Here is an 18,019-nt window from a genome sequence, read left to right as displayed (position 1 = left end):
ACTAGTCACCATTACCCGGCATCGGCGTCGTCTTCTGAATCTGCAGCAGGAACTCAGCGTTCGACTTCGTCTGCTTCATCTTGTCCAGCAGCAGCTCGATCGCCTGCTGCTGGTCGAGCGCGTGCAGCACCCGCCGCAGCTTCCAGGTGATGGCGAGTTCGTCACTGCCGAGCAGGATCTCTTCCTTACGGGTACCGGACGCGTCGACGTCCACCGCCGGGAAGATGCGCTTGTCGGCGAGCTTCCGGTCGAGCTTGAGCTCGGCGTTGCCCGTGCCCTTGAACTCCTCGAAGATCACCTCGTCCATGCGGGACCCGGTGTCGACCAGGGCCGTCGCCAGGATGGTGAGCGAGCCACCGTCCTCGATGTTGCGCGCGGCACCGAAGAAGCGCTTCGGCGGGTACAGGGCGGTCGAGTCGACACCACCGGACAGGATGCGGCCGGAAGCGGGCGCGGCCAGGTTGTAGGCACGGCCCAGACGCGTGATCGAGTCGAGCAGGACGACGACGTCGTGGCCCAGCTCCACCAGGCGCTTCGCACGCTCGATGGCGAGCTCGGCGACCGTCGTGTGGTCCTCGGCCGGGCGGTCGAAGGTCGAGGAGATGACCTCGCCCTTCACCGACCGCTGCATGTCGGTGACCTCTTCCGGACGCTCGTCGACCAGGACGACCATCAGGTGGCACTCGGGGTTGTTGTGCGTGATCGCGTTGGCGATCGCCTGCATGATCATGGTCTTGCCGGTCTTCGGCGGGGCCACGATCAGACCGCGCTGGCCCTTACCGATCGGCGCGACGAGGTCGATGATGCGGGTGGTGAGGACGCCCGGGTCCGTCTCCAGACGGAGGCGGTCCTGCGGGTACAGCGGCGTCAGCTTGTTGAACTCCGGGCGGCCGCGCCCGGATTCGGCCGCCATCCCGTTCGCCGAGTCGAGGCGGACGAGCGCGTTGAACTTCTCGCGGCGCTCGCCGTCCTTGGGCTGGCGCACGGCACCGGTGACGTGGTCGCCCTTGCGCAGGCCGTTCTTGCGGACCTGGGCGAGGGAGACGTACACGTCGTTGGGGCCCGGCAGGTAGCCCGACGTACGGATGAAGGCGTAGTTGTCGAGGATGTCGAGGATGCCCGCGACGGGGATCAGGACATCGTCGTCGGCGAGCTGCGGCTCGGCGCCGCCGATCTCGTCACGGCCACGACGGCCACGACGGTCCCGGTAACGGCCCCGACGGCCGCGGCGGCCGCCGTCGAAGTCATCGTCGTCCTGCGGCCCGTTGTCGCGCTGCTGGCGGTCCTGGCGCGCGCCGCCCTGCTGCTGCCGGTCCCCTCGGTCCTGGCGCTCCTGGCGCTGCTGGCCACCGCCCTGGCCGCCCTGCTGCTCGTCGCCCTTGCTGCCGCGGCGGTCGCGGTCACCGCGGCCCCCGCGGTCGCGGTCCCGGCGGTCACGGCGGCCCTGGCGGCCGTCGCCGTCACCGGCGTCGCCCTGCGGCTGGCTCTGCGCCGGGTTCTCGGCCTTGGGCTCGCTCTTCGCCTCGGCGACGATCGTCTCGGTGCTCGACACCGGGGCGCCGGCCTCGGAGGTGGCACGGCGACGACGACGCTCGGCGGGAGCGTCCTCTCCCGCACGCTCGGCCTCTCCCCCGCGCTCGGCTTCGCTCGCGCGGGAGGTACCCCCATCGCGCGAGGGGCCACCGGCCGGCTGGCCGGGAATCTCGATCTGCTGCTGGGCCACAGCCTTCTCGGCCGGGGCGGCGGCCTTCTTCGCGGCGGCGGGCGCTGCGTCGTCGCCCGTACGAGCCTTGGAGGTTGCGCGGCGCTTGGGCTTGGTCTCGGCGGCGTCCTCGGCCTTGGGGGCCGCGGCGCCACCTCCCGCCTGCGCCTCCTTGATGACCTCGATCAGCTGGCTCTTGCGCATGCGCGCGGTGCCCTTGATGCCGAGGCCGGATGCGACCTGCTGCAGCTCTGCCAGCACCATGCCGTCGAGGCCGGTACCGCGGCGTCGCCGGGAGCCTGCACCGGTGGCAGGCGCGGAGGCGTCCGTGGCGGGCGCGGCAGCGGTCTCCTCGACACGTGCGCCCATCAGATCGGTGGTGTCGCTCACGAAGGGTCCTTCCCTGGAGCGGACGTCGGCCTGTCTGGCTCGGCGACCGGTTGTGCTTCCGGCTGCGGTCCTTGCTGTGTGGACCGTGCCGGGGCGGTGGTCCGCCAAAAGTGGCGGAGGCAATTTCTGGGACGGCGCTTCCCGAGGCCGTGACCGCGGCACCGATGTAGGTGTCACGTGGCCTGGTCGCACCTGTTCCGGAGCGTGCCCGGCAAGTCGCTCAGTGCCCGCGTACGAGGTACTGCCCGCGTACGTCGTACGGAACACAGTGCGGCTTGGGAGGCTCCCGGAAGAATGTCTGTCCCGGACGGGGACAGGAAGCACCTCGCCATGGTGGGGTCGGGTGCAGACTTGAGATTAACACTACCGGATCCAACAAACATTCCCCCTCTCGAAATCCGGCAACCGCCGGTTTTTACATGTCACTGGCGGCTGCGAGCGGCAGCACACTCGCTCCCTGGGCGTCGAGTTCGAGCCGGTTGGCGGCCCACCCTTCGCCTGCCAGATGGGCGACCTTGTCGGCGCTGTCGGCGTCGGCCAACGCCAGCACGGTGGGTCCCGCTCCGGAGATGACCGCCGGGACTCCGTCGGCCCGCAGCCGCTCCACCAGCGCTGCGCTCTCCGGCATCGCGGGCGCGCGGTACTCCTGGTGGAGGCGGTCCTCGGTGGCGGGCAGCAGCAGCTCGGGGCGCCTGGTGAGGGCCTCGACGAGCAGGGCCGCACGGCCCGCGTTGGTGGCGGCGTCGACGTGCGGCACGGTTCGCGGGAGCAGGCCGCGCGCGGTCTCGGTCAGGACCGGCTTTCCGGGCACGAAAACCACCGGAACGATGGAATCGGCGGCGTCCATCCTGATCGCACGCGCGGCGCCCGCCTCCATCCAGGAGAGGGTGAAACCGCCGAGCAGACAGGCCGCCACGTTGTCGGGGTGGCCCTCGATCTCGGTCGCGAGCTCCAGGAGGGCCGTGTCGTCGAGCTTCGACTCTCCGCCTATGGTCACGGCGCGCGCGGCGACGATGCCGGCGCAGATGGCGGCCGAGGAGGAGCCCAGGCCGCGGCCGTGCGGGATGCGGTTGGCGCACACGATCTCCAGGCCGCGCGGCTGCCCGCCGAGCAGGTCGAAGGCGGTGCGCAGGGACCGTACGAGGAGGTGCTTCTCGTCACGCGGCAGCGTGCCGCTGCCCTCACCCGCGATGTCGATGTGCAGCCCGGTGTCGGCCACCCGGACCACGACGTCGTCGTAGAGTCCCAGCGACAGGCCGAAGGCGTCGAAGCCCGGGCCGAGGTTGGCGCTGGTGGCGGGGACGCGCACCCTTACGGCGGCGGCGCGGAAGGCGGGACCGGCCATCTCTCGATGACTCTCCTTGAGCTGCGTGATGGTCGAAGACTTTCGATACGACATCGGCGACGTACCAGGACCCTCAGGCCGCAATGACGGCGCGGCACCGTCCACATGCTCCATGTGCGGAGGCATATGCGGCGGGCGGGTTCAGTACAGCCTATCGAAGGAAGCTTCCGTGGCGACATAGGGCGCACAGGAGGCGCACGATGCGCGTCGTAAGCCCCCTGTGCACCCGTTGGAGGGAGTTCCCGGTCAGGCCAGACCGAGGCGCTCGGCCGCCGTCACCGCGTCGACCGGGACGGTGACCGGCTGCGGGGCGCCGGCGACGGCCCAGTCGGGGTCCTTCAGGCCGTTGCCGGTGACCGTGCACACGATCCGCTGGCCCGGGTCGACCTTGCCCTGCTCCGCGGCCTTCAGCAGTCCGGCGACGGACGCGGCGGACGCCGGCTCGACGAACACGCCCTCCTGCGCGGCCAACAGCCGGTAGGCGCGCAGGATTTCACGGTCCGTCACCTCGTCGATGAAGCCGCCGGACTGGTCCCGCGCGTCCAGCGCGTACTGCCAGGAGGCCGGGTTGCCGATGCGGATCGCGGTGGCGATGGTCGACGGGTCCTTGACGATCTCGCCGCGCACGATCGGGGCACTGCCGGAGGCCTGGAAGCCCCACATCCGGGGGGTGTGCGTGGCGATGCCGTCGGCGGCGTACTCCTGGTAGCCCTTCCAGTACGCGGTGATGTTGCCCGCGTTGCCGACCGGGAGGACGTGGATGTCCGGCGCGTCGCCGAGCATGTCGACGATCTCGAAGGCGGCCGTCTTCTGGCCTTCGATGCGCACGGGATTGACCGAATTCACCAGCGCCACGGGGTAGTTGTCGCTCAACGCGCGGGCGAGGGTGAGGCAGTCGTCGAAGTTGCCGTCGACCTGGAGGATCTTGGCGCCGTGCACGAGGGCCTGGCCCATCTTGCCGAGCGCGATCTTGCCCTGCGGAACGAGAACGGCCGACACCATGCCCGCGCGGACGGCGTAGGCGGCGGCGCTGGCCGACGTGTTGCCGGTGGAGGCGCAGATCACGGCCTTCGCGCCCTCCTCCTTGGCCCGGGTGATGGCCATGGTCATGCCGCGGTCCTTGAAGGACCCGGTGGGGTTCGCGCCCTCCACCTTCAGGTGGACCTCGCAGCCCGTGCGCTCGGAGAGCACCTGCGCGGGCACGAGGGGCGTGCCGCCCTCGCGGAGCGTCACGACCGGAGTGGTGTCGGAGACGGGCAGCCGGTCCCGGTACTCCTCGATGATTCCGCGCCACTGGTGGGTCATTGCTGGTTACTCTCCTTCAACCCGCATGATGCTGGCGACACCCCGCACGGTGTCGAGCTTGCGCAGCGCCTCGACGGTCCCGCTCAGAGCGGCGTCGGACGCGCGGTGGGTGACGACGACCAGGGAGGCCTCGCCGTTGTTGCCCTGCTGCCGAACCGTATCGATCGACACACCGTGCTCCGCGAACACGGTGGCGACCTGGGCGAGAACACCCGGTTTGTCCGCGACGTCGAGGCTGATGTGGTAGCGGGTGACGACGTCACCCATGCCCGACACGGGCAGCGCGGCATACGCCGACTCGCCGGGCCCCGTTGCCCCGCTGAGTCGGTTGCGGCAGACGGCGACGAGGTCGCCGAGCACGGCGGAGGCGGTGGGCGCACCGCCCGCACCGGGTCCGTAGAACATGAGCTGCCCGGACGCGTCGGACTCCACGAACACGGCGTTGTACGCGCCGCGCACGGAGGCGAGCGGGTGGCTCAGCGGAATCATGGCGGGGTGCACGCGCGCGGTGACCGATCCGCCGTCCTGGGCCCGCTCGCAGATGGCGAGCAGCTTGATGGTGCAGCCCATGTTCTTGGCCGAGGCGAAGTCCGAGGCGGTGACCTCCGTCATCCCCTCGCGGTAGACGTCGTCGAGGCGCACCCGCGAGTGGAAGGCGATGCCGGCGAGGATGGCGGCCTTGGCGGCGGCGTCGAAGCCCTCGACGTCGGCGGTGGGGTCGGCCTCGGCGTACCCGAGCGCCGTGGCCTCGTCGAGCGCCTCCTGGTACCCGGCTCCCGTGCTGTCCATCTTGTCGAGGATGAAGTTGGTCGTGCCGTTCACGATGCCGAGCACGCGGTTGACCTTGTCGCCGGCGAGAGACTCGCGCAGCGGGCGGATCAGCGGGATGGCGCCGGCGACGGCGGCCTCGTAGTAGAGGTCCTTGTCGTGCTCCTCGGCGGCGGCGTGCAGCGCGGCGCCGTCCTGGGCGAGCAGCGCCTTGTTGGCGGAGACGACGGAGGCGCCGTGCGCGAAGGCGGTGGTGATGAGGGAGCGGGCGGGCTCGATCCCGCCGATGACCTCCACCACCACATCGATGTCGCCGCGCTTGACCAGCGCGGTGGCGTCGGTGGTGACGAGGGAGGGGTCGATGCCCTCACGGACCTTGGAGGGCCGCCGTACGGCCACACCCGCGAGTTCCACGGGTGCCCCGATCCTGGCGGCGAGGTCGTCGGCGTGCGTCGTCATGATGCGCGCCACCTCTGAGCCGACAACCCCACAGCCCAGCAGCGCCACCTTCAGCGGACGCGTACGCATCATCCGACCTCGTTTCCTCATACCGTCTACGGTTCGACCAGTCTCACTCACCGGACGGGAGTTTCTATCCCATGTCCGGATCGTGAGACATCGATTTCATTTGTACGGAGGTGGAAGACAGGAGATCTTCCACCCGCCCGTCCCGCCGCTCTTCCTGCCGCTCTTCCTGCCGCTCTTCCTCGGGATGACTCACCCGACGTCGAGGCGCAGGAGGTCCTCCTCTGTCTCGCGGCGGACGATGACACGGGCCTCGCCGTCGTTCACGGCGACGACGGGCGGCCTGAGCACGTGGTTGTAGTTGCTGGCCATGGACCGGCAGTACGCGCCCGTGGCAGGCACCGCGATGAGGTCACCCGGTGCCAGGTCGGAGGGCAGGAACGCGTCCTTCACCACGATGTCGCCGCTCTCGCAGTGCTTGCCGACGACGCGGGCGAGCATCGGCCCGGCGTCGGTGGTGCGCGAGACGAGGGCGACGCTGTACTCGGCGTCGTACAGCGCGGTCCGGATGTTGTCCGACATGCCACCGTCGACGGAGACGTACGTGCGCAGCCCGTCGAGCGGCTTGATGGTGCCCACCTCGTACAGCGTGAAGGCGGTCGGCCCGACGATGGCCCGCCCGGGCTCGACGGAGATACGAGGGGTGCGCAGCTTGGCGCCCTCGCACTCCCGCGTGACGATCTCGGTCAGCGCCTTGGCGATCTCGTGCGGCTCACGGGGGTCGTCGTCGCTCGTGTACGCGATCCCGAGCCCGCCCCCGAGGTCGATCTCCGGCAGCTCGACACCGTGCTCGTCACGGATGTCCTTCAGCAGCCCGACCACCCGGTGCGCGGCGACCTCGAACCCGGACATGTCGAAGATCTGCGACCCGATGTGGCTGTGGATCCCGATGAGTTCGAGCCCGTCGAGCTGGAGCGCACGGCGGACCGCTTCCGCCGCCTGCCCGCCGGCCAGCGGAATGCCGAACTTCTGGTCCTCGTGGGCGGTGGCGATGAACTCGTGCGTATGCGCCTCCACACCGACGGTGATACGGATCTGCACGCGCTGCCGCCTGCCGAGTTCCTTCGCGATGTGCGCGACCCGGACGATCTCCTGGAAGGAATCGAGCACGATCCGCCCGACACCCGCCTCGACGGCCCGCCGGATCTCTTCCGCCGACTTGTTGTTGCCGTGGAAGGCGATGCGGTCGGCGGGCATGCCGGCCGAGAGGGCGGTGGCCAGCTCGCCCCCGGAGCACACGTCCAGATTGAGCCCTTCCTCGTGCAGCCAGCGCACGACGGCACGCGACAGGAACGCCTTGCCGGCGTAGAAGACGTCGGCGTCGGCCCCGAAGGCACTGCGCCAGGCCCGCGCCCGCGCCCGGAAGTCGGCCTCGTCGAGGACGTAGGCGGGCGTGCCGAACTCCTCGGCGATCCGCTTGACGTCGATGCCACCGACGGTGACGACACCGCCCGTGTCCCGGCTGACGGTCTGGGCCCACACCTTCGGATCGAGGTCGTTCAGATCGGTGGGCGGGGCGGAGTAATGACCCTCGGGGAGGACGTCGGCGTGACGGGGCCCGGCGGGGTGTGCGGAACGGCTCATCTTCAGTCGTCTTTCAGAGGTGTAGGGGTGCGTCGATGCCGAGCAAGGACAGGCCACCGGCCAGCACCGCCCCGGCGGCTTCGGCGAGCGCGAGCCGGGCACGGTGGGCGGCCGAGGGTTTCTCGTCGCCGCGCGGGAGCACGCTGGGCAGGACAGCGAGGACGGCATCGGCGACGGTGACGAGCTGCCGGGCCAGACTGTCGGGCGTGCGGTGCGCTGCCGCACGGGCGAGGACACGGGGGTGGTCTGCGAGGACGGCGAGAAGACGGCTGATGTCGTCCTTCGGGCATGCGTCCACTTCGGCTTGGGCTTCTGCGCGTGCTTCTGCGCGTGCTTCTGCTTGTGTTTCTACTTCTACTTCTACTTCTGCTTCCACGTGACCGGGCTCGGGGGTGAAGCCCAGGTCGGCGGCGTTACGGCTGAGGGCCCGGGTGCGGGCGTGGGCGTAACGGACGCGGAAGAGCGGGTTGCTCTCGCGCTGGACCAGGTGATCGGCGGTGATACGGGGCCGGTCGTGGGCTGCGGGGTGCAGGAGCGCCCAGCGTGCGGCATCGGGGCCGAGGAGGGCGGGGTCGTCGGGCGCCGGGACGGGCCGCAGGTTCACGGGTTCGCCGTGGGCGACCTCGACGCGACCGCCCTGGGATCCGACGATGCGCACGAGGGCGTCGGCGACGACTTCGGCTCGGACGTCGTACGGGATACGCACCTCGACGACCTGCCCGGCGAGGGCGTCGCCGTGACCGTACGCAGCGCCCGCGCGGAGGATCTCGCGGGTGAGATTGGCTGCGGCGGAACCCGCTGCCCCCTGCAGGCTGATGTTGATGAACCCCGGCCCGGTGACGACGACTTCGGCGACACCGTCCGTCCGGACGAGGTGCCGCTGCAGGATCTCCGCGACACGCAGAGGCGGCAGCCCGGCCGGCCGCGCGAGCTGGAGGGCGATGTTGGTGGCGTAGTCACCACAGCCACCGGGCCCGGGAGGCGCGACAACGGCCCGTCGCGGTACGGCCACGCTCAGCTCCCCCTCGTCGACAGCACGACGCACCGCGCACAGCACGGTACGGGAGAGCTCGACGGGGGTCACGGGACAAGCGTATGGGAGGAGGGGGGTGGGTATGCGAACCGGTTTGGGCGAGGGTCCGGGATGTGGACGAGGCGCACCCGGCCGGCAGGGAGGACACCGGACACGGCTCGGCACGGGCGCCTGTCAGCCGCCGGCGCGCCCGGCCCGCTCGGTCTCCCCCACGCCGAGAACACTCCCGAGCCCCGACTCGCCACCATCGCCCCGGCCCCGCCCACTCCTCCCCCGCTCGGCCAACTCCCGCACGAGGCGCACGAGTTCGGCAGGTTCGAAGGGCTTGGCGAGGAAGGCGTCGACGCCGACATCCAGCCCGGTCTCGACCTCGTACGAGGTGCAGGCACTGACGATGGCGAGAGGAAGGTCACGGGTGCGCGGATCGGTCCGAAGCCGGGCCGCGGTGCGGAGCCCATCCAAGCGGGGCATGACGACATCGAGGGTGACGACATCGGGCCGCACCTGATGAACGACATCCAGACACTCGGCACCGTCAGCCGCGGTCACCACCTCGAAACCCTCCAGCTCGAGATTGACCCTGATCAGCTGCCGGATGACCTTGTTGTCGTCCACAACAAGCACCCGACCCGACGCGCCTGGCACAACTCGAGAGTAGGTCGGGACCGGCCACCGCGTCCGGGTTTTCCCCACTTCCGCCCTGAGCGGGGGGTGGGCGGGGTGCGGTGGGGTGGCGGGCAGGCGACGGTGGGAGCAACGGCAGGGGTAACAGCCGGAGCGACGGCAGGGGGCACGGGGGCAGGGGGCACAAAGGTGGGAGCAACGGCAGGGGGGACGGGCGGACAACAGCAAGGTGGCGGCGGGGGCAGGGAGGGGTGGCGCCCCGATCGACGTCGGAAAACCCGTTCATGAACACCCTGGATCAGCTGGTAGGGTTCTACCCGTCGCAGCGCCCACAGCGCAGCGGTCACGCCCCCGTAGCTCAGGGGATAGAGCAACGGCCTCCGGAGCCGTGTGCGCAGGTTCGAATCCTGCCGGGGGCACCCTGTATGAGGTGCCCAAAGACCCCGTCACCAGCGGAAACGCTGAGGCCGGGGTCTTCGCGTATGTGCAGGCGTGTGCCGCTCGGAGCGGCTGTATGTCGGGGGCTGTGGACTATGCGTGGACTGGCCGTGGGCCAGGAATCCGCAGGTCAGCCCGGAAAACGACGAGGCCCCCGGACGTAGTCCAGGGGCCATCATCCCGCAAGCGTGTGGGTAAGTGATCAGGACTCGTCGCCGAGCTCCTCCTCCTGGCCGTCGTCCTCCCCGAGGAGTTCGGCGATCCGTCGGTTGGCAAGGTCCTGCCTGCCGTCGAGGCACTTCGCGTACCGGCTCAAGAGCACTTCGACGCTGTTGCCCGCGCGCTCCGCCACCTCGGTGGGGTCCACGCCCGCGTTAAGCCAGGAGGAGAGCGCGGCGTGCCGCAGGTCGTACGGCCGGGCGGCGAGCGGCGAGGCCACTTGTTCCGGAGTGAGCGCCAGGTGCCGGGCCTCGTCCCAGACACGCCAGTACGTCGTCGAGGCGACCACTCCCCCGCGTTCGTTGGCGAACAGCCGACCATCCTTGGCTGTGCCGAACTCCTCAATGTGGGTGCGGAGCATGCGCACGAGGCGAGGTGGAATCGGCACGATGCGAGTCTCGTTCACGGGTCGATTCTTGAGGCCTCGGTTGTCGTGGACCTCTCCCGTTCCGGTCCAACGCTTGCCGACGGTGGGACGGCTCTTCTCCAGGATCAGCGAGCCCCACCCGGTGTCCGGCAGCGTGCAGTCCGGACGACGTAGGGCCACGGCCTCCGCGGGCCGCAGACCCCCGAAGTACATGCAGGCGAAGAGCGCGACGAGTCGGCGCCCACGAGCCCGGCGGTACCCGCCGACGTACGAAACGGCGCCAAGGAGTTCGGCAGCCTGCCGAGGGTTCACCACGACCCGGCGGTCTACTTCCTTGGTCACCTTGGGCAGCTTCCACTTCACAAGCGTGACCGGGTTCTCCGGGAGGTCCCCCCGCTCGACCGCGTACGCCAGGGCATTGAAGAGGACGGCCCGCTTACGCCGCACCGTCTCAGCAGCCGCCGGGGCACCGGAAAGGGTGAGCTTGAGCGAGTCGAGGACGCTGCGGATGTCTGCCGGGTTCTTGAGCGTCGTCAGGGGCAGCGAGGCTTTGCCTACCCACCGGAGGGCGTTCGTGATGTCCACCGGCGGCGCGTGCTCTTCCTCGCTCTGGACGACGAAGGCCCAACCGCGCAGGGCCCGCCGCAACACATCGTCTGCCGGACGGCCGGGCCGCTCCCCCAGGAGCTGAGTCGTGACGAGTGTCATGGTCTCGTTCAGGCTGTCGCGAGAGTTCGGAGCCGCGTGCGGCCACTTCATGGCTACATACGCCCGTGCGAAGTCGTACCAGGTGAGGGAGCCTTTGACCGGTGCCATGGAGTCCGGCAGACCGGTTTCCGTGTCGAAGGCCTCCCCCTTCTGCGCGGCCCGGAGCAGCTTCGCGCGGAAGTTGTCGGCAAGCGCCTTGGTCCGGAAGGTCTCGGAGAATGGTGGCGCGTCGCCGACCTTCCACCGCACGTCGTACGACGGTGTTTTGTATGGCCGCTTGCGGATGCCCCACACCCGCACATCGTGCGACTTCACGCCACTTCTCCAAGGCCGTGCAGCCAAGCGGTGAAGTCGCTCCGCCACACGCGGAGTTCCCCGTTCGGGAGCTTGATTGCTTCGGGGGCCTGCCCCAATTCCCGCCAGCGGTAGAATGTCCGGCGAGAAACGCCGCCCAGCTCGTCCAGGACCTGGCGAACGGTCATCAGCTCGTCGCGACGGCGGTCCATGTCGGTTCTCCTTCCGTTCCGGGGGCCGGTTCCAGGGACGCGGCGAGCCAGGCTTCGCCAGCACTCAGGCCGGTGCCGGCGAACACCCAGTGGGCGAGGACGAACGTGGTTTCTTCTTCCTGAGGCACGGCGTGAGTGGCTTGTGCACGGCGCCAGTCAGCGCGTGCGTTGCGGAGAGCGCCGAGGGTCGTGGAGTAGCGGCGGGACTTGGTGGAGAAGTGGCCGCGGAAGCCGAGCATGTGAGCCCAGGCCCGAAGGCGGAGCTCGGCGAGTTCGGGGCGTGCGCCGAGGGTCCAGGCGACGCGGATCATGCGACGGGCGTGTTCGGAGATGCGTGCTTGGGCGAGCTCGGCGAGGAACTTGAGGGGGCGGTCGAGGGTGCCGGTCGCTGTCTCAGCGCCTTTGGTGGCGTACTTGGCGATGTAGGCCGCTACGGCCCGTTCGGTCAGCTCCTGGTCGTTGTCGAAGTCGGCGGATCGGATTGTGCGGACGTCGAGTTGGCGGCCGAAGGCGAAGGTGTGCGCGCGGCCGTCGATCTCCGGGCCGTCGACGCGTGCAGCCGTGGCTGCGGCCTGGATGGCGTCCGTCAGGAGCTCTGCCGTCGCCCAGGCGGGCGGTGGGGTGTCCCCGCCTTCTGGGCCGTCGAGGCGGATGACCGCATGGAAGTGCACGGCTCCGCGCTTCTGGTATTCGGCGACCTTGGCGAAAGAGATGCGTGCGTGGTCGCGGAAGGTGCGTTGGGTGAGGCCGGCGCGCTTGGCGACTTCCCGGCGGAGGTAGATGGAGAAGCGTCGCCAGAGGAGCCCGGCGTGAGCGTTCCAGAGCACGGCCGCTTCGTAGTCGTACCGGTCCGGGTCCAGCGGAGTGCCCAGCGCGTTGTCGTCCTCGTCGTGCCGGGTGCCGCAGCGACAGGGGCGCCCGTCGGATCGGAGGTTATGGACCGGGCCGAATCCGGGGGCGGTGAAGGTGGCGAAGACGCGCGGGTGTGTGCCGACCTGGTCCGAAGTGCCTTTGCCGCCGCGCAATCCGGCGGTGATCAGGTGGTACGTGTCGCGACGGTAGGTCTCGGCGCAGGCCTGGCAGCGAGTTGCGCGGCGGTTGTTGCAGCGGACGAGGAGTTGGCCGGCAGGGAGGGCGGTCGAGTCGAGGTGGCGCAAGGCTTGGCCGATCTCGCCGGTCGCCGTGTCGACCGCGTATTCGGTGCGGTGGCCGTCGAGACGGACCGGGTGCGTGCAGCCGCCCAGGCCGGAGAGTTGGCGGGCCAGCTCGGGCATGGTTCCGAGGGAGGCCAGCATGGAGAGTTCCGCCAGCGGGGGCGGAGTCTGCCGGGTGATGATGGGACTTCCTTTCGGCTGTTCTGCGGTTGGGAGGGACGTGCCCCGGGGCGGCGGGATGCTTGGCGGCGTTTGCCGCCCCGGCGGCCAGTCAGCGCCTGTTGGCGTTGTTGAGCAGGGAGCGCAGGACCACGGCGGCGATGGCCACGGAGATGGCCGTGATGGCGACGGCCGCCAGGAGCGCGGTGAGGACGACCCCGCCGACGAGGACGACGGCGACCGGGCCCGCGTAAGGGCTGAGCGAGCGTCCAGCGGCTGGGGCCGGGCTGTGCTGGTGGTGCTGCCGCGGGATTGGGGGCGACTGCGGAGTGGGGACGTCGGGCAGCTTGGGGCGGAACATGGCGGAGCTCCTCTCAGCGGTTGTCGCCATTGACGACGCCGACCCCGGAACGGGTGCCGGATTCGATGGCGGGGGCCAGGAAGGTGTGGGAGAGCCAGAAGCCGAACAGGGCAATCACAACGGCGACCCACATGCGGACGCCCAGGAACTTGATCGCGGCCCAGGCGACGACGCCCAGGACGAAGACCAGCGGGAGCGAGACGGTCACGGGATCTCCTCAGCGGACGTGGCAGCGGTGGGTGCGGGCGGCGAGTTCGGCGGCGGCGCGGGTGTCGTAGTCGTGGGAGAAGCCGCAGCGGGGGGCCATACAGACGGCGGTGTGCTTCTCGCGTCCGCGGCCGTCGTAGGCGGTGCCGACCTGGACGGGTCCGATGCGGACAACGTTGCGGAAGCGGCGGTTGGCGGGCATCAGGGGAGCTCCTTTGGTGACTCGCCGGTGAAGTCGGCGGCGTGGTCGGCAAGCCAGCGCAAGATCTCGTGGCCCTCGTAGCTGTCGGCGGCGAGGATCACCGGTTCGGCGATCAGCACGGCTTCGGTGAGGTGGTTCTGTCGGGTCAGCTCGGCGGCACGCTTGAGCGCGCGGAGCGTGGACGGACGCAAGGTGGAAAGTCCTCCGGGGTCAGGTGAGTTGGGCAGCGATGGCTTCGGCGAGCGGGAGCGGGACGCCGAGCCGGGTACGAAGGGTTGGGGTGTCGATGTCCGTTCCGGTTCGGGTCCGGTGGTCGTCGGCGACCTTGCGGGCCAGGGCAACGAGGGCGGGCGGGACGGCAGCTGCGGTGGGCTGTGCAGCCGGTTGCAGGTCGACGGCGGGCAGCTCGGGGGCAGTCGGCGTGACGCCGCTCTCGGGGGCCTCGTACTGGTCCGGTACTGGCACCTCTTCGCCGTCCGGGGTGCCGTGCGCGAGGAGAGTTCCACCAAGGAAGGCGACCGCGGGCCACCCGGCGACGAGGATGCGCAGCCAGGCCGGGACGTCGCCCAGGTCGAGCAGACCGGCCGTGGCGACGTTGGCCCCCAGTGACGCCGTCAGCGCGACGACGAACCAGCACCAGCCAGCGGCTTTCGCCATGCCGGAGCGCAGCCGTCGCCACGCCGCCACGAGGAGCAGGTCAACGCTGATCGGGTAGGCCCACGCCTTCCAGCCGTCCTGTCCGGCCGCCGCAGCGAGGTCGTGCAGGTGGGCGAAGGACAGGGCGGCGGCGATGGCGGCTTGGACCAGGACCGGATCAAGCCGGATTCGATGGTTGCGCATCGGTCAGTCCTCCGCTGTCTCGGAGGCGAGACGCGCGGGGACTACGGGCGGGACGTACGGCCGGAAGGGCGTGAGTGCCGGAACGTCCGGGGCTAGGAGGGCGGTGTCGCGGCAGGTAGCCGCAGCGTCGGCGAGGGACAGGTAGGGGGTGCGAATGCGGGACCAGCCGCCGGAAGTGTCACCGGCCACGGCCAGACCCGGCAGCTCGGCAGCGATGGCGCAGGAGGCGTACACCGCTTCGGGAGCGATGTCACCCAGAGCCATCTTGGCCGAGGCTTCGTCGTTGACGCGGTGGCAGACGCGGCCGGTGAGTTGGGCCCGCAACATGGTTGCTCCCTTACCGAGTTCGGCGCCGAAGCGCTGTCCGCAGACCTCCAGGTAGATGCCGGCCGCGCGGCCGAGTTGGGCGAGGCGGATGAGGTGAGTGACCATCTCGTCTCGGCGTTCCTCGTCCTTTCGTGTGGCGACGAGGAAGAGTTCGGCCACCTCGTCGACGAACAGCACGATGGGGGTGGGCCGTTCGCTTTCAGGCAGGCCCCAGATGTCAGAGGTGATCTCCTCGTCGGGGGTGCCGGGGGCGATGCCCTGTCGGGCCTTGATGAGGTCGTATCGGTCCTCCATTTCCTTGACCAGGACGGGCAACAGTTCAGCCGCCTCGTCCGGGTCGGTCGCCAGCGCGGCGAACCGTGAGGCGAACGGCGCCAATTCGACGCCGCGCTTGCAGTCGACGCCGACCAGAGCGACGGGCTGCCGGGCCAGACCGGCGATCAGGTTCCGCAGGTACATGGACTTGCCCGACAGCGTTGCGCCGAGGACGAGTTCATGCGGCACGGCGCGGTAGTCGCGTAAGAACGCCGTAGCGTCCTCCCGCAGCGCCACAGGCACCTTCAGGAACCCGCCATCGCTCCGCCGAGGCATCCGGACCTTGCGCAGGACGTCGAAGCCGATGAGCCGCAGTTCGACGACACCGGGCTTCACGTCCTTCACGTACACGCCGTGGACACTCCAGGCGTGGCGGAGCCGTTCCGCCGAGGCAACGACGTCGGCGGGTTCCTGGCCCGGGGCCAGCCGAAGCCGGACACGCAGGCCAGTCGTGGTGGGACGGATGACGCCCCGGCGGGGTGGGACGGGACGGATCTCCCGGCGGCTGGTCGCCTTGATGGCCAACACCCGCAACCGGGACGGTTCGACGGTCAGGCCGCAGGCGTCCATGGTCGAGGAGTACGAGGCCAGCAGCCGGGCCACCGAGACCGGCAGCCCGACCGTGGACCAGTACGCCGCCGGGGTGGCGTGCCGGACGTAGGCGGCGCCACCTATCACAGCGAGCGAGCCGCCCAGTTCGGCCAACGTGATCAGGTCCGTCACGACGATCAGCCCGCCTGAGCGACCGGGAAAGCGCCCGGCGCGATCGCGGTCGCGCGGTAGGCGATGCCGTGCCGCTGCTGGCCGTTGAACACGCTCTCCCACGGCCGGGCGATGAGGCCCGGCAGCGATACCGGAGAGCCAACGGCCAGGCCCTCCGTCACACCGCTTTCTGGAACTGTGACCTGGATGAGCGACGAGTCCCCCTCGTCGATGAAGACAACGCCGACGGTCATCAGCGCCTCACCGCTCACGGTGTCCTTGGCGATCTCACCGGTCTGCCGGTCGCGCACCTTCGGCGCCGGAGCTTCGGTCAGCAGGATCGTGGCGGATGAGGCGTCAACGCGGATCACACGCACAGAGATTTCTCCTTCTGAGTCGATCAACTCGCCACCTGACAAGTTGACTTAGCAAGTTCGACGTTAGGGATGCCAAGTTGACTTGTCAAGCTGCTTCAGTGGCCACCTACGAGCGCCATCGATAGCGCAGGCGCACCATGAAGCGAGCAACACAGAGGAAGGCGCGACATGAGCAGAAAACACCGCGCTCAAGAACCGCAGTCATGGGATCCGCGCAACTCGCAAGGGCCCGCACCGCCTCCGGACACTTGGCCGACACCACCGCAAGGATCCCCGCCGAGCAGTTCCTACCAGGGCGGGATGACCCCACAGCCGAAGAAACGACGTCGCATCTGAAGCTGTGCGAGGACGCCGGCGGCGCCGGAACCACAATCGGCGTGGGACTCATCATCGGCCTGTGGGCGGCGGTCGACGCCATCCTTGGCTTTACATACGTGGTCTACCGACTCGCCACCCGCCGCACCTGAGGCAGGCCATCACAGCCAGGCAGTGGGCAGCCCGCAGGCTCAGCTCAGCTCAGCCGATAAGTGTCTTCGAGTTCCTGCCGATCGGCGGGAAGCAGCACGTCAGAGACTTGCAGAGCTTGACCGGAAGCGTCGCACGCGACGACCAGGACGCTAAGGACGGGCACACCGTCCGGGAGCTCCAGAAGTTCGGCCTCATCCCGCTCAGGCAGCCGAGCCGAGACACGCTCCTTCACATGGTCGAAGCGAGCCTTCTTTCGCGCCTCAAGGTGAGCACGGGCGCCGCCGCTCAAGGGGGCAACACTCTCCAACTCGGTGCCCTCGACCAGGCCGGCGGGAAAGTACGACGAGACCAGCTCGGAGGGTTCACCGTCGTCCATGACCAGGAACCGGCGCAGGAGGACCTTGGCGCGCTTCGGCAACCCAAGCGCAGAGGCGACGCGCGCCGGAACAGGTACATGACCGACCTCGACCAGCCGCCCCGGGGTCTGCGTCTCGTCACGCGCGAGCACTTCACTCCCCCGACGTTCCTTGTGCTCGACGACTGCCGGACGCCCGCGCACCAGCGTGCCGTATCCCTGGCGGGACTCCAGCCAGCCGTCACGCTTCAGCAGTTCCAGCGCCCGGACGACGGTTGGACGGGACATTCCGAAGGCCTGCACCAGTTGGTTCTCACTGGGCACACGGGTGCCGGGCGGGTAGCTGCCGTCCTCGATGCGCTGTTGAATCGTCTGAGCGAGGCGTACGTACTTCGGTGCCTCCACTTCATACGCCATGAACGCCGCCGCCTGTCAGGATTGGCCAAGTCAACTGGTCAACCAGACTAGCGACGAATCCGCCGGCGCAGTACCAACAGAAGGTATTCCCCTCGTCACGACGGCCAGGCATCGGCGACCACAAAGGAGACCACCGTCCCCCCGAAGCAACTGGGCCCGGAGTGCCACGACTCGGCGATTGAGTCGACGAGCAGCAGCCCGCGACCGTGGGCGTCGTTGGCGTCCGGGCGCCTCAGCCGGACGTTCGCCGGGAAGCCCGGGTTGTGCACGTCGACCCGCAGCGATGTCTCCTCACGGAACCACTCCACCCGCACTACCCAGGGATCGTCAGCCTGCCCATAGCGGATGGCGTTGGTGACCAATTCGGAGATCATCAGCGCGCAGTCTTCAACCGAGCAGGCCGGATTGTAGGGGGCGATGAACTTCCGGAACCAGCGTCGCGCCCGGGGTACGGATTCCGGTGCCGGATGCAAGGTCATTGCTCCGAGCCTCGGCGAGTCTTCAGAGGGGTAGCGGTCGATCCTGTAAGCCATCCGCGCTCACTCCTTGCCGCTGCCGTCACAGTCGAGGCAGCGCCGCTTCGATGTGGCACGGGTGCGGTCGGCGGCAGCGGCGAGCGCC

20 protein-coding genes and 1 tRNA gene are annotated in these 18,019 nt (G+C 69.5%); 2 read left to right on the top strand and 19 right to left on the bottom strand.

Translation table 11 applies throughout. The features are described from left to right. Window position 1: 1 nt before the first annotated feature. The 7 genes from rho to OOK07_RS29755 form a co-directional block, all read right to left on the bottom strand. Window positions 2-2,092, bottom strand: coding sequence for a transcription termination factor Rho (gene rho / locus OOK07_RS29785; protein ID WP_266799529.1), 2,091 nt, complete (start codon window positions 2,090-2,092; stop codon window positions 2-4). A gap of 415 nt (window positions 2,093-2,507) precedes the next feature. Beyond that, on the bottom strand, window positions 2,508-3,437 hold the full coding sequence (gene thrB, locus OOK07_RS29780; RefSeq protein ID WP_266684834.1) for a homoserine kinase: 930 nt from the start codon (window positions 3,435-3,437) through the stop codon (window positions 2,508-2,510). Between the two features lie 246 nt (window positions 3,438-3,683). Then, entirely contained in the window at window positions 3,684-4,742 is a 1,059-nt protein-coding gene (gene thrC / locus OOK07_RS29775) for a threonine synthase (RefSeq protein ID WP_266799527.1), read from the bottom strand. 6 nt (window positions 4,743-4,748) lie between these two features. Further along, on the bottom strand, window positions 4,749-6,041 hold the full coding sequence (locus tag OOK07_RS29770) for a homoserine dehydrogenase (protein ID WP_266684831.1): 1,293 nt from the start codon (window positions 6,039-6,041) through the stop codon (window positions 4,749-4,751). Window positions 6,042-6,227: 186 nt separating this feature from the next. Then, window positions 6,228-7,619 (bottom strand): diaminopimelate decarboxylase, encoded by a 1,392-nt coding sequence (lysA, locus tag OOK07_RS29765; protein ID WP_266684829.1) that lies wholly within the window; start codon window positions 7,617-7,619, stop codon window positions 6,228-6,230. A 13-nt stretch (window positions 7,620-7,632) separates the two neighbouring features. Beyond that, window positions 7,633-8,703: an ArgS-related anticodon-binding protein NrtL gene (gene nrtL / locus OOK07_RS29760; protein ID WP_266799524.1), complete on the bottom strand. Its 1,071-nt coding sequence runs from the start codon at window positions 8,701-8,703 to the stop codon at window positions 7,633-7,635. A 123-nt stretch (window positions 8,704-8,826) separates the two neighbouring features. Next, on the bottom strand, window positions 8,827-9,393 hold the full coding sequence (locus OOK07_RS29755) for a response regulator (protein WP_406313379.1): 567 nt from the start codon (window positions 9,391-9,393) through the stop codon (window positions 8,827-8,829). A 230-nt stretch (window positions 9,394-9,623) separates the two neighbouring features. Here OOK07_RS29755 and OOK07_RS29750 point away from each other — a divergent pair. Beyond that, window positions 9,624-9,695, top strand: a tRNA-Arg gene (locus OOK07_RS29750). Between the two features lie 221 nt (window positions 9,696-9,916). On the opposite strand, the gene OOK07_RS29745 is transcribed toward OOK07_RS29750, so the two are convergent. The 10 genes from OOK07_RS29745 to OOK07_RS29700 form a co-directional block, all read right to left on the bottom strand. Continuing rightward, window positions 9,917-11,323 (bottom strand): tyrosine-type recombinase/integrase, encoded by a 1,407-nt coding sequence (locus tag OOK07_RS29745; RefSeq protein WP_266799523.1) that lies wholly within the window; start codon window positions 11,321-11,323, stop codon window positions 9,917-9,919. Further along, on the bottom strand, window positions 11,320-11,514 hold the full coding sequence (locus tag OOK07_RS29740; protein WP_266799521.1) for a helix-turn-helix transcriptional regulator: 195 nt from the start codon (window positions 11,512-11,514) through the stop codon (window positions 11,320-11,322). The genes OOK07_RS29745 and OOK07_RS29740 overlap by 4 nt, the downstream gene beginning before the upstream one ends. Then, the gene (locus OOK07_RS29735; protein ID WP_266799520.1) at window positions 11,490-12,809 is read right to left on the bottom strand and encodes a replication initiator; all 1,320 of its coding nucleotides are present in this window, start codon (window positions 12,807-12,809) and stop codon (window positions 11,490-11,492) included. The genes OOK07_RS29740 and OOK07_RS29735 overlap by 25 nt, the downstream gene beginning before the upstream one ends. A gap of 130 nt (window positions 12,810-12,939) precedes the next feature. Continuing rightward, entirely contained in the window at window positions 12,940-13,188 is a 249-nt protein-coding gene (locus OOK07_RS29730) for a SpdD protein (RefSeq protein WP_266799518.1), read from the bottom strand. A 13-nt stretch (window positions 13,189-13,201) separates the two neighbouring features. Beyond that, window positions 13,202-13,396, bottom strand: a complete 195-nt coding sequence (locus tag OOK07_RS29725) for a hypothetical protein (protein WP_266799517.1) — start codon at window positions 13,394-13,396, stop codon at window positions 13,202-13,204. Between the two features lie 9 nt (window positions 13,397-13,405). Further along, complete coding sequence (locus OOK07_RS29720; RefSeq protein WP_266799516.1) at window positions 13,406-13,597, bottom strand: mobile element transfer protein; 192 nt, start codon at window positions 13,595-13,597, stop codon at window positions 13,406-13,408. Beyond that, the gene (locus OOK07_RS29715; protein WP_266799514.1) at window positions 13,597-13,788 is read right to left on the bottom strand and encodes a hypothetical protein; all 192 of its coding nucleotides are present in this window, start codon (window positions 13,786-13,788) and stop codon (window positions 13,597-13,599) included. Before OOK07_RS29715 ends, OOK07_RS29720 begins: the two co-directional genes overlap by 1 nt. A 19-nt stretch (window positions 13,789-13,807) precedes the next feature. Further along, on the bottom strand, window positions 13,808-14,437 hold the full coding sequence (locus OOK07_RS29710; RefSeq protein WP_266799512.1) for a DUF2637 domain-containing protein: 630 nt from the start codon (window positions 14,435-14,437) through the stop codon (window positions 13,808-13,810). A 3-nt stretch (window positions 14,438-14,440) separates the two neighbouring features. Continuing rightward, window positions 14,441-15,802, bottom strand: coding sequence for an FtsK/SpoIIIE domain-containing protein (locus OOK07_RS29705; protein WP_266799511.1), 1,362 nt, complete (start codon window positions 15,800-15,802; stop codon window positions 14,441-14,443). 5 nt (window positions 15,803-15,807) lie between these two features. Continuing rightward, complete coding sequence (locus OOK07_RS29700; protein WP_266802072.1) at window positions 15,808-16,158, bottom strand: SCO3933 family regulatory protein; 351 nt, start codon at window positions 16,156-16,158, stop codon at window positions 15,808-15,810. Window positions 16,159-16,361: 203 nt separating this feature from the next. On the opposite strand from OOK07_RS29700, the gene OOK07_RS29695 reads away from it, so the two are divergent. Continuing rightward, on the top strand, window positions 16,362-16,625 hold the full coding sequence (locus tag OOK07_RS29695) for a hypothetical protein (RefSeq protein ID WP_266799510.1): 264 nt from the start codon (window positions 16,362-16,364) through the stop codon (window positions 16,623-16,625). Window positions 16,626-16,669: 44 nt separating this feature from the next. On the opposite strand, the gene OOK07_RS29690 is transcribed toward OOK07_RS29695, so the two are convergent. Both OOK07_RS29690 and OOK07_RS29685 read right to left on the bottom strand, forming a co-directional pair. Beyond that, window positions 16,670-17,398 (bottom strand): GntR family transcriptional regulator, encoded by a 729-nt coding sequence (locus OOK07_RS29690; protein ID WP_266799508.1) that lies wholly within the window; start codon window positions 17,396-17,398, stop codon window positions 16,670-16,672. A gap of 95 nt (window positions 17,399-17,493) precedes the next feature. Continuing rightward, entirely contained in the window at window positions 17,494-17,931 is a 438-nt protein-coding gene (locus OOK07_RS29685) for an ATP-binding protein (RefSeq protein WP_266799506.1), read from the bottom strand. Window positions 17,932-18,019 lie beyond the last annotated feature (88 nt).

The organism is Streptomyces sp. NBC_00078 (genome assembly GCF_026343335.1).
GTDB lineage: Bacteria > Actinomycetota > Actinomycetes > Streptomycetales > Streptomycetaceae > Streptomyces.
This window is presented reverse-complemented; position numbering and strand designations above follow the sequence as displayed.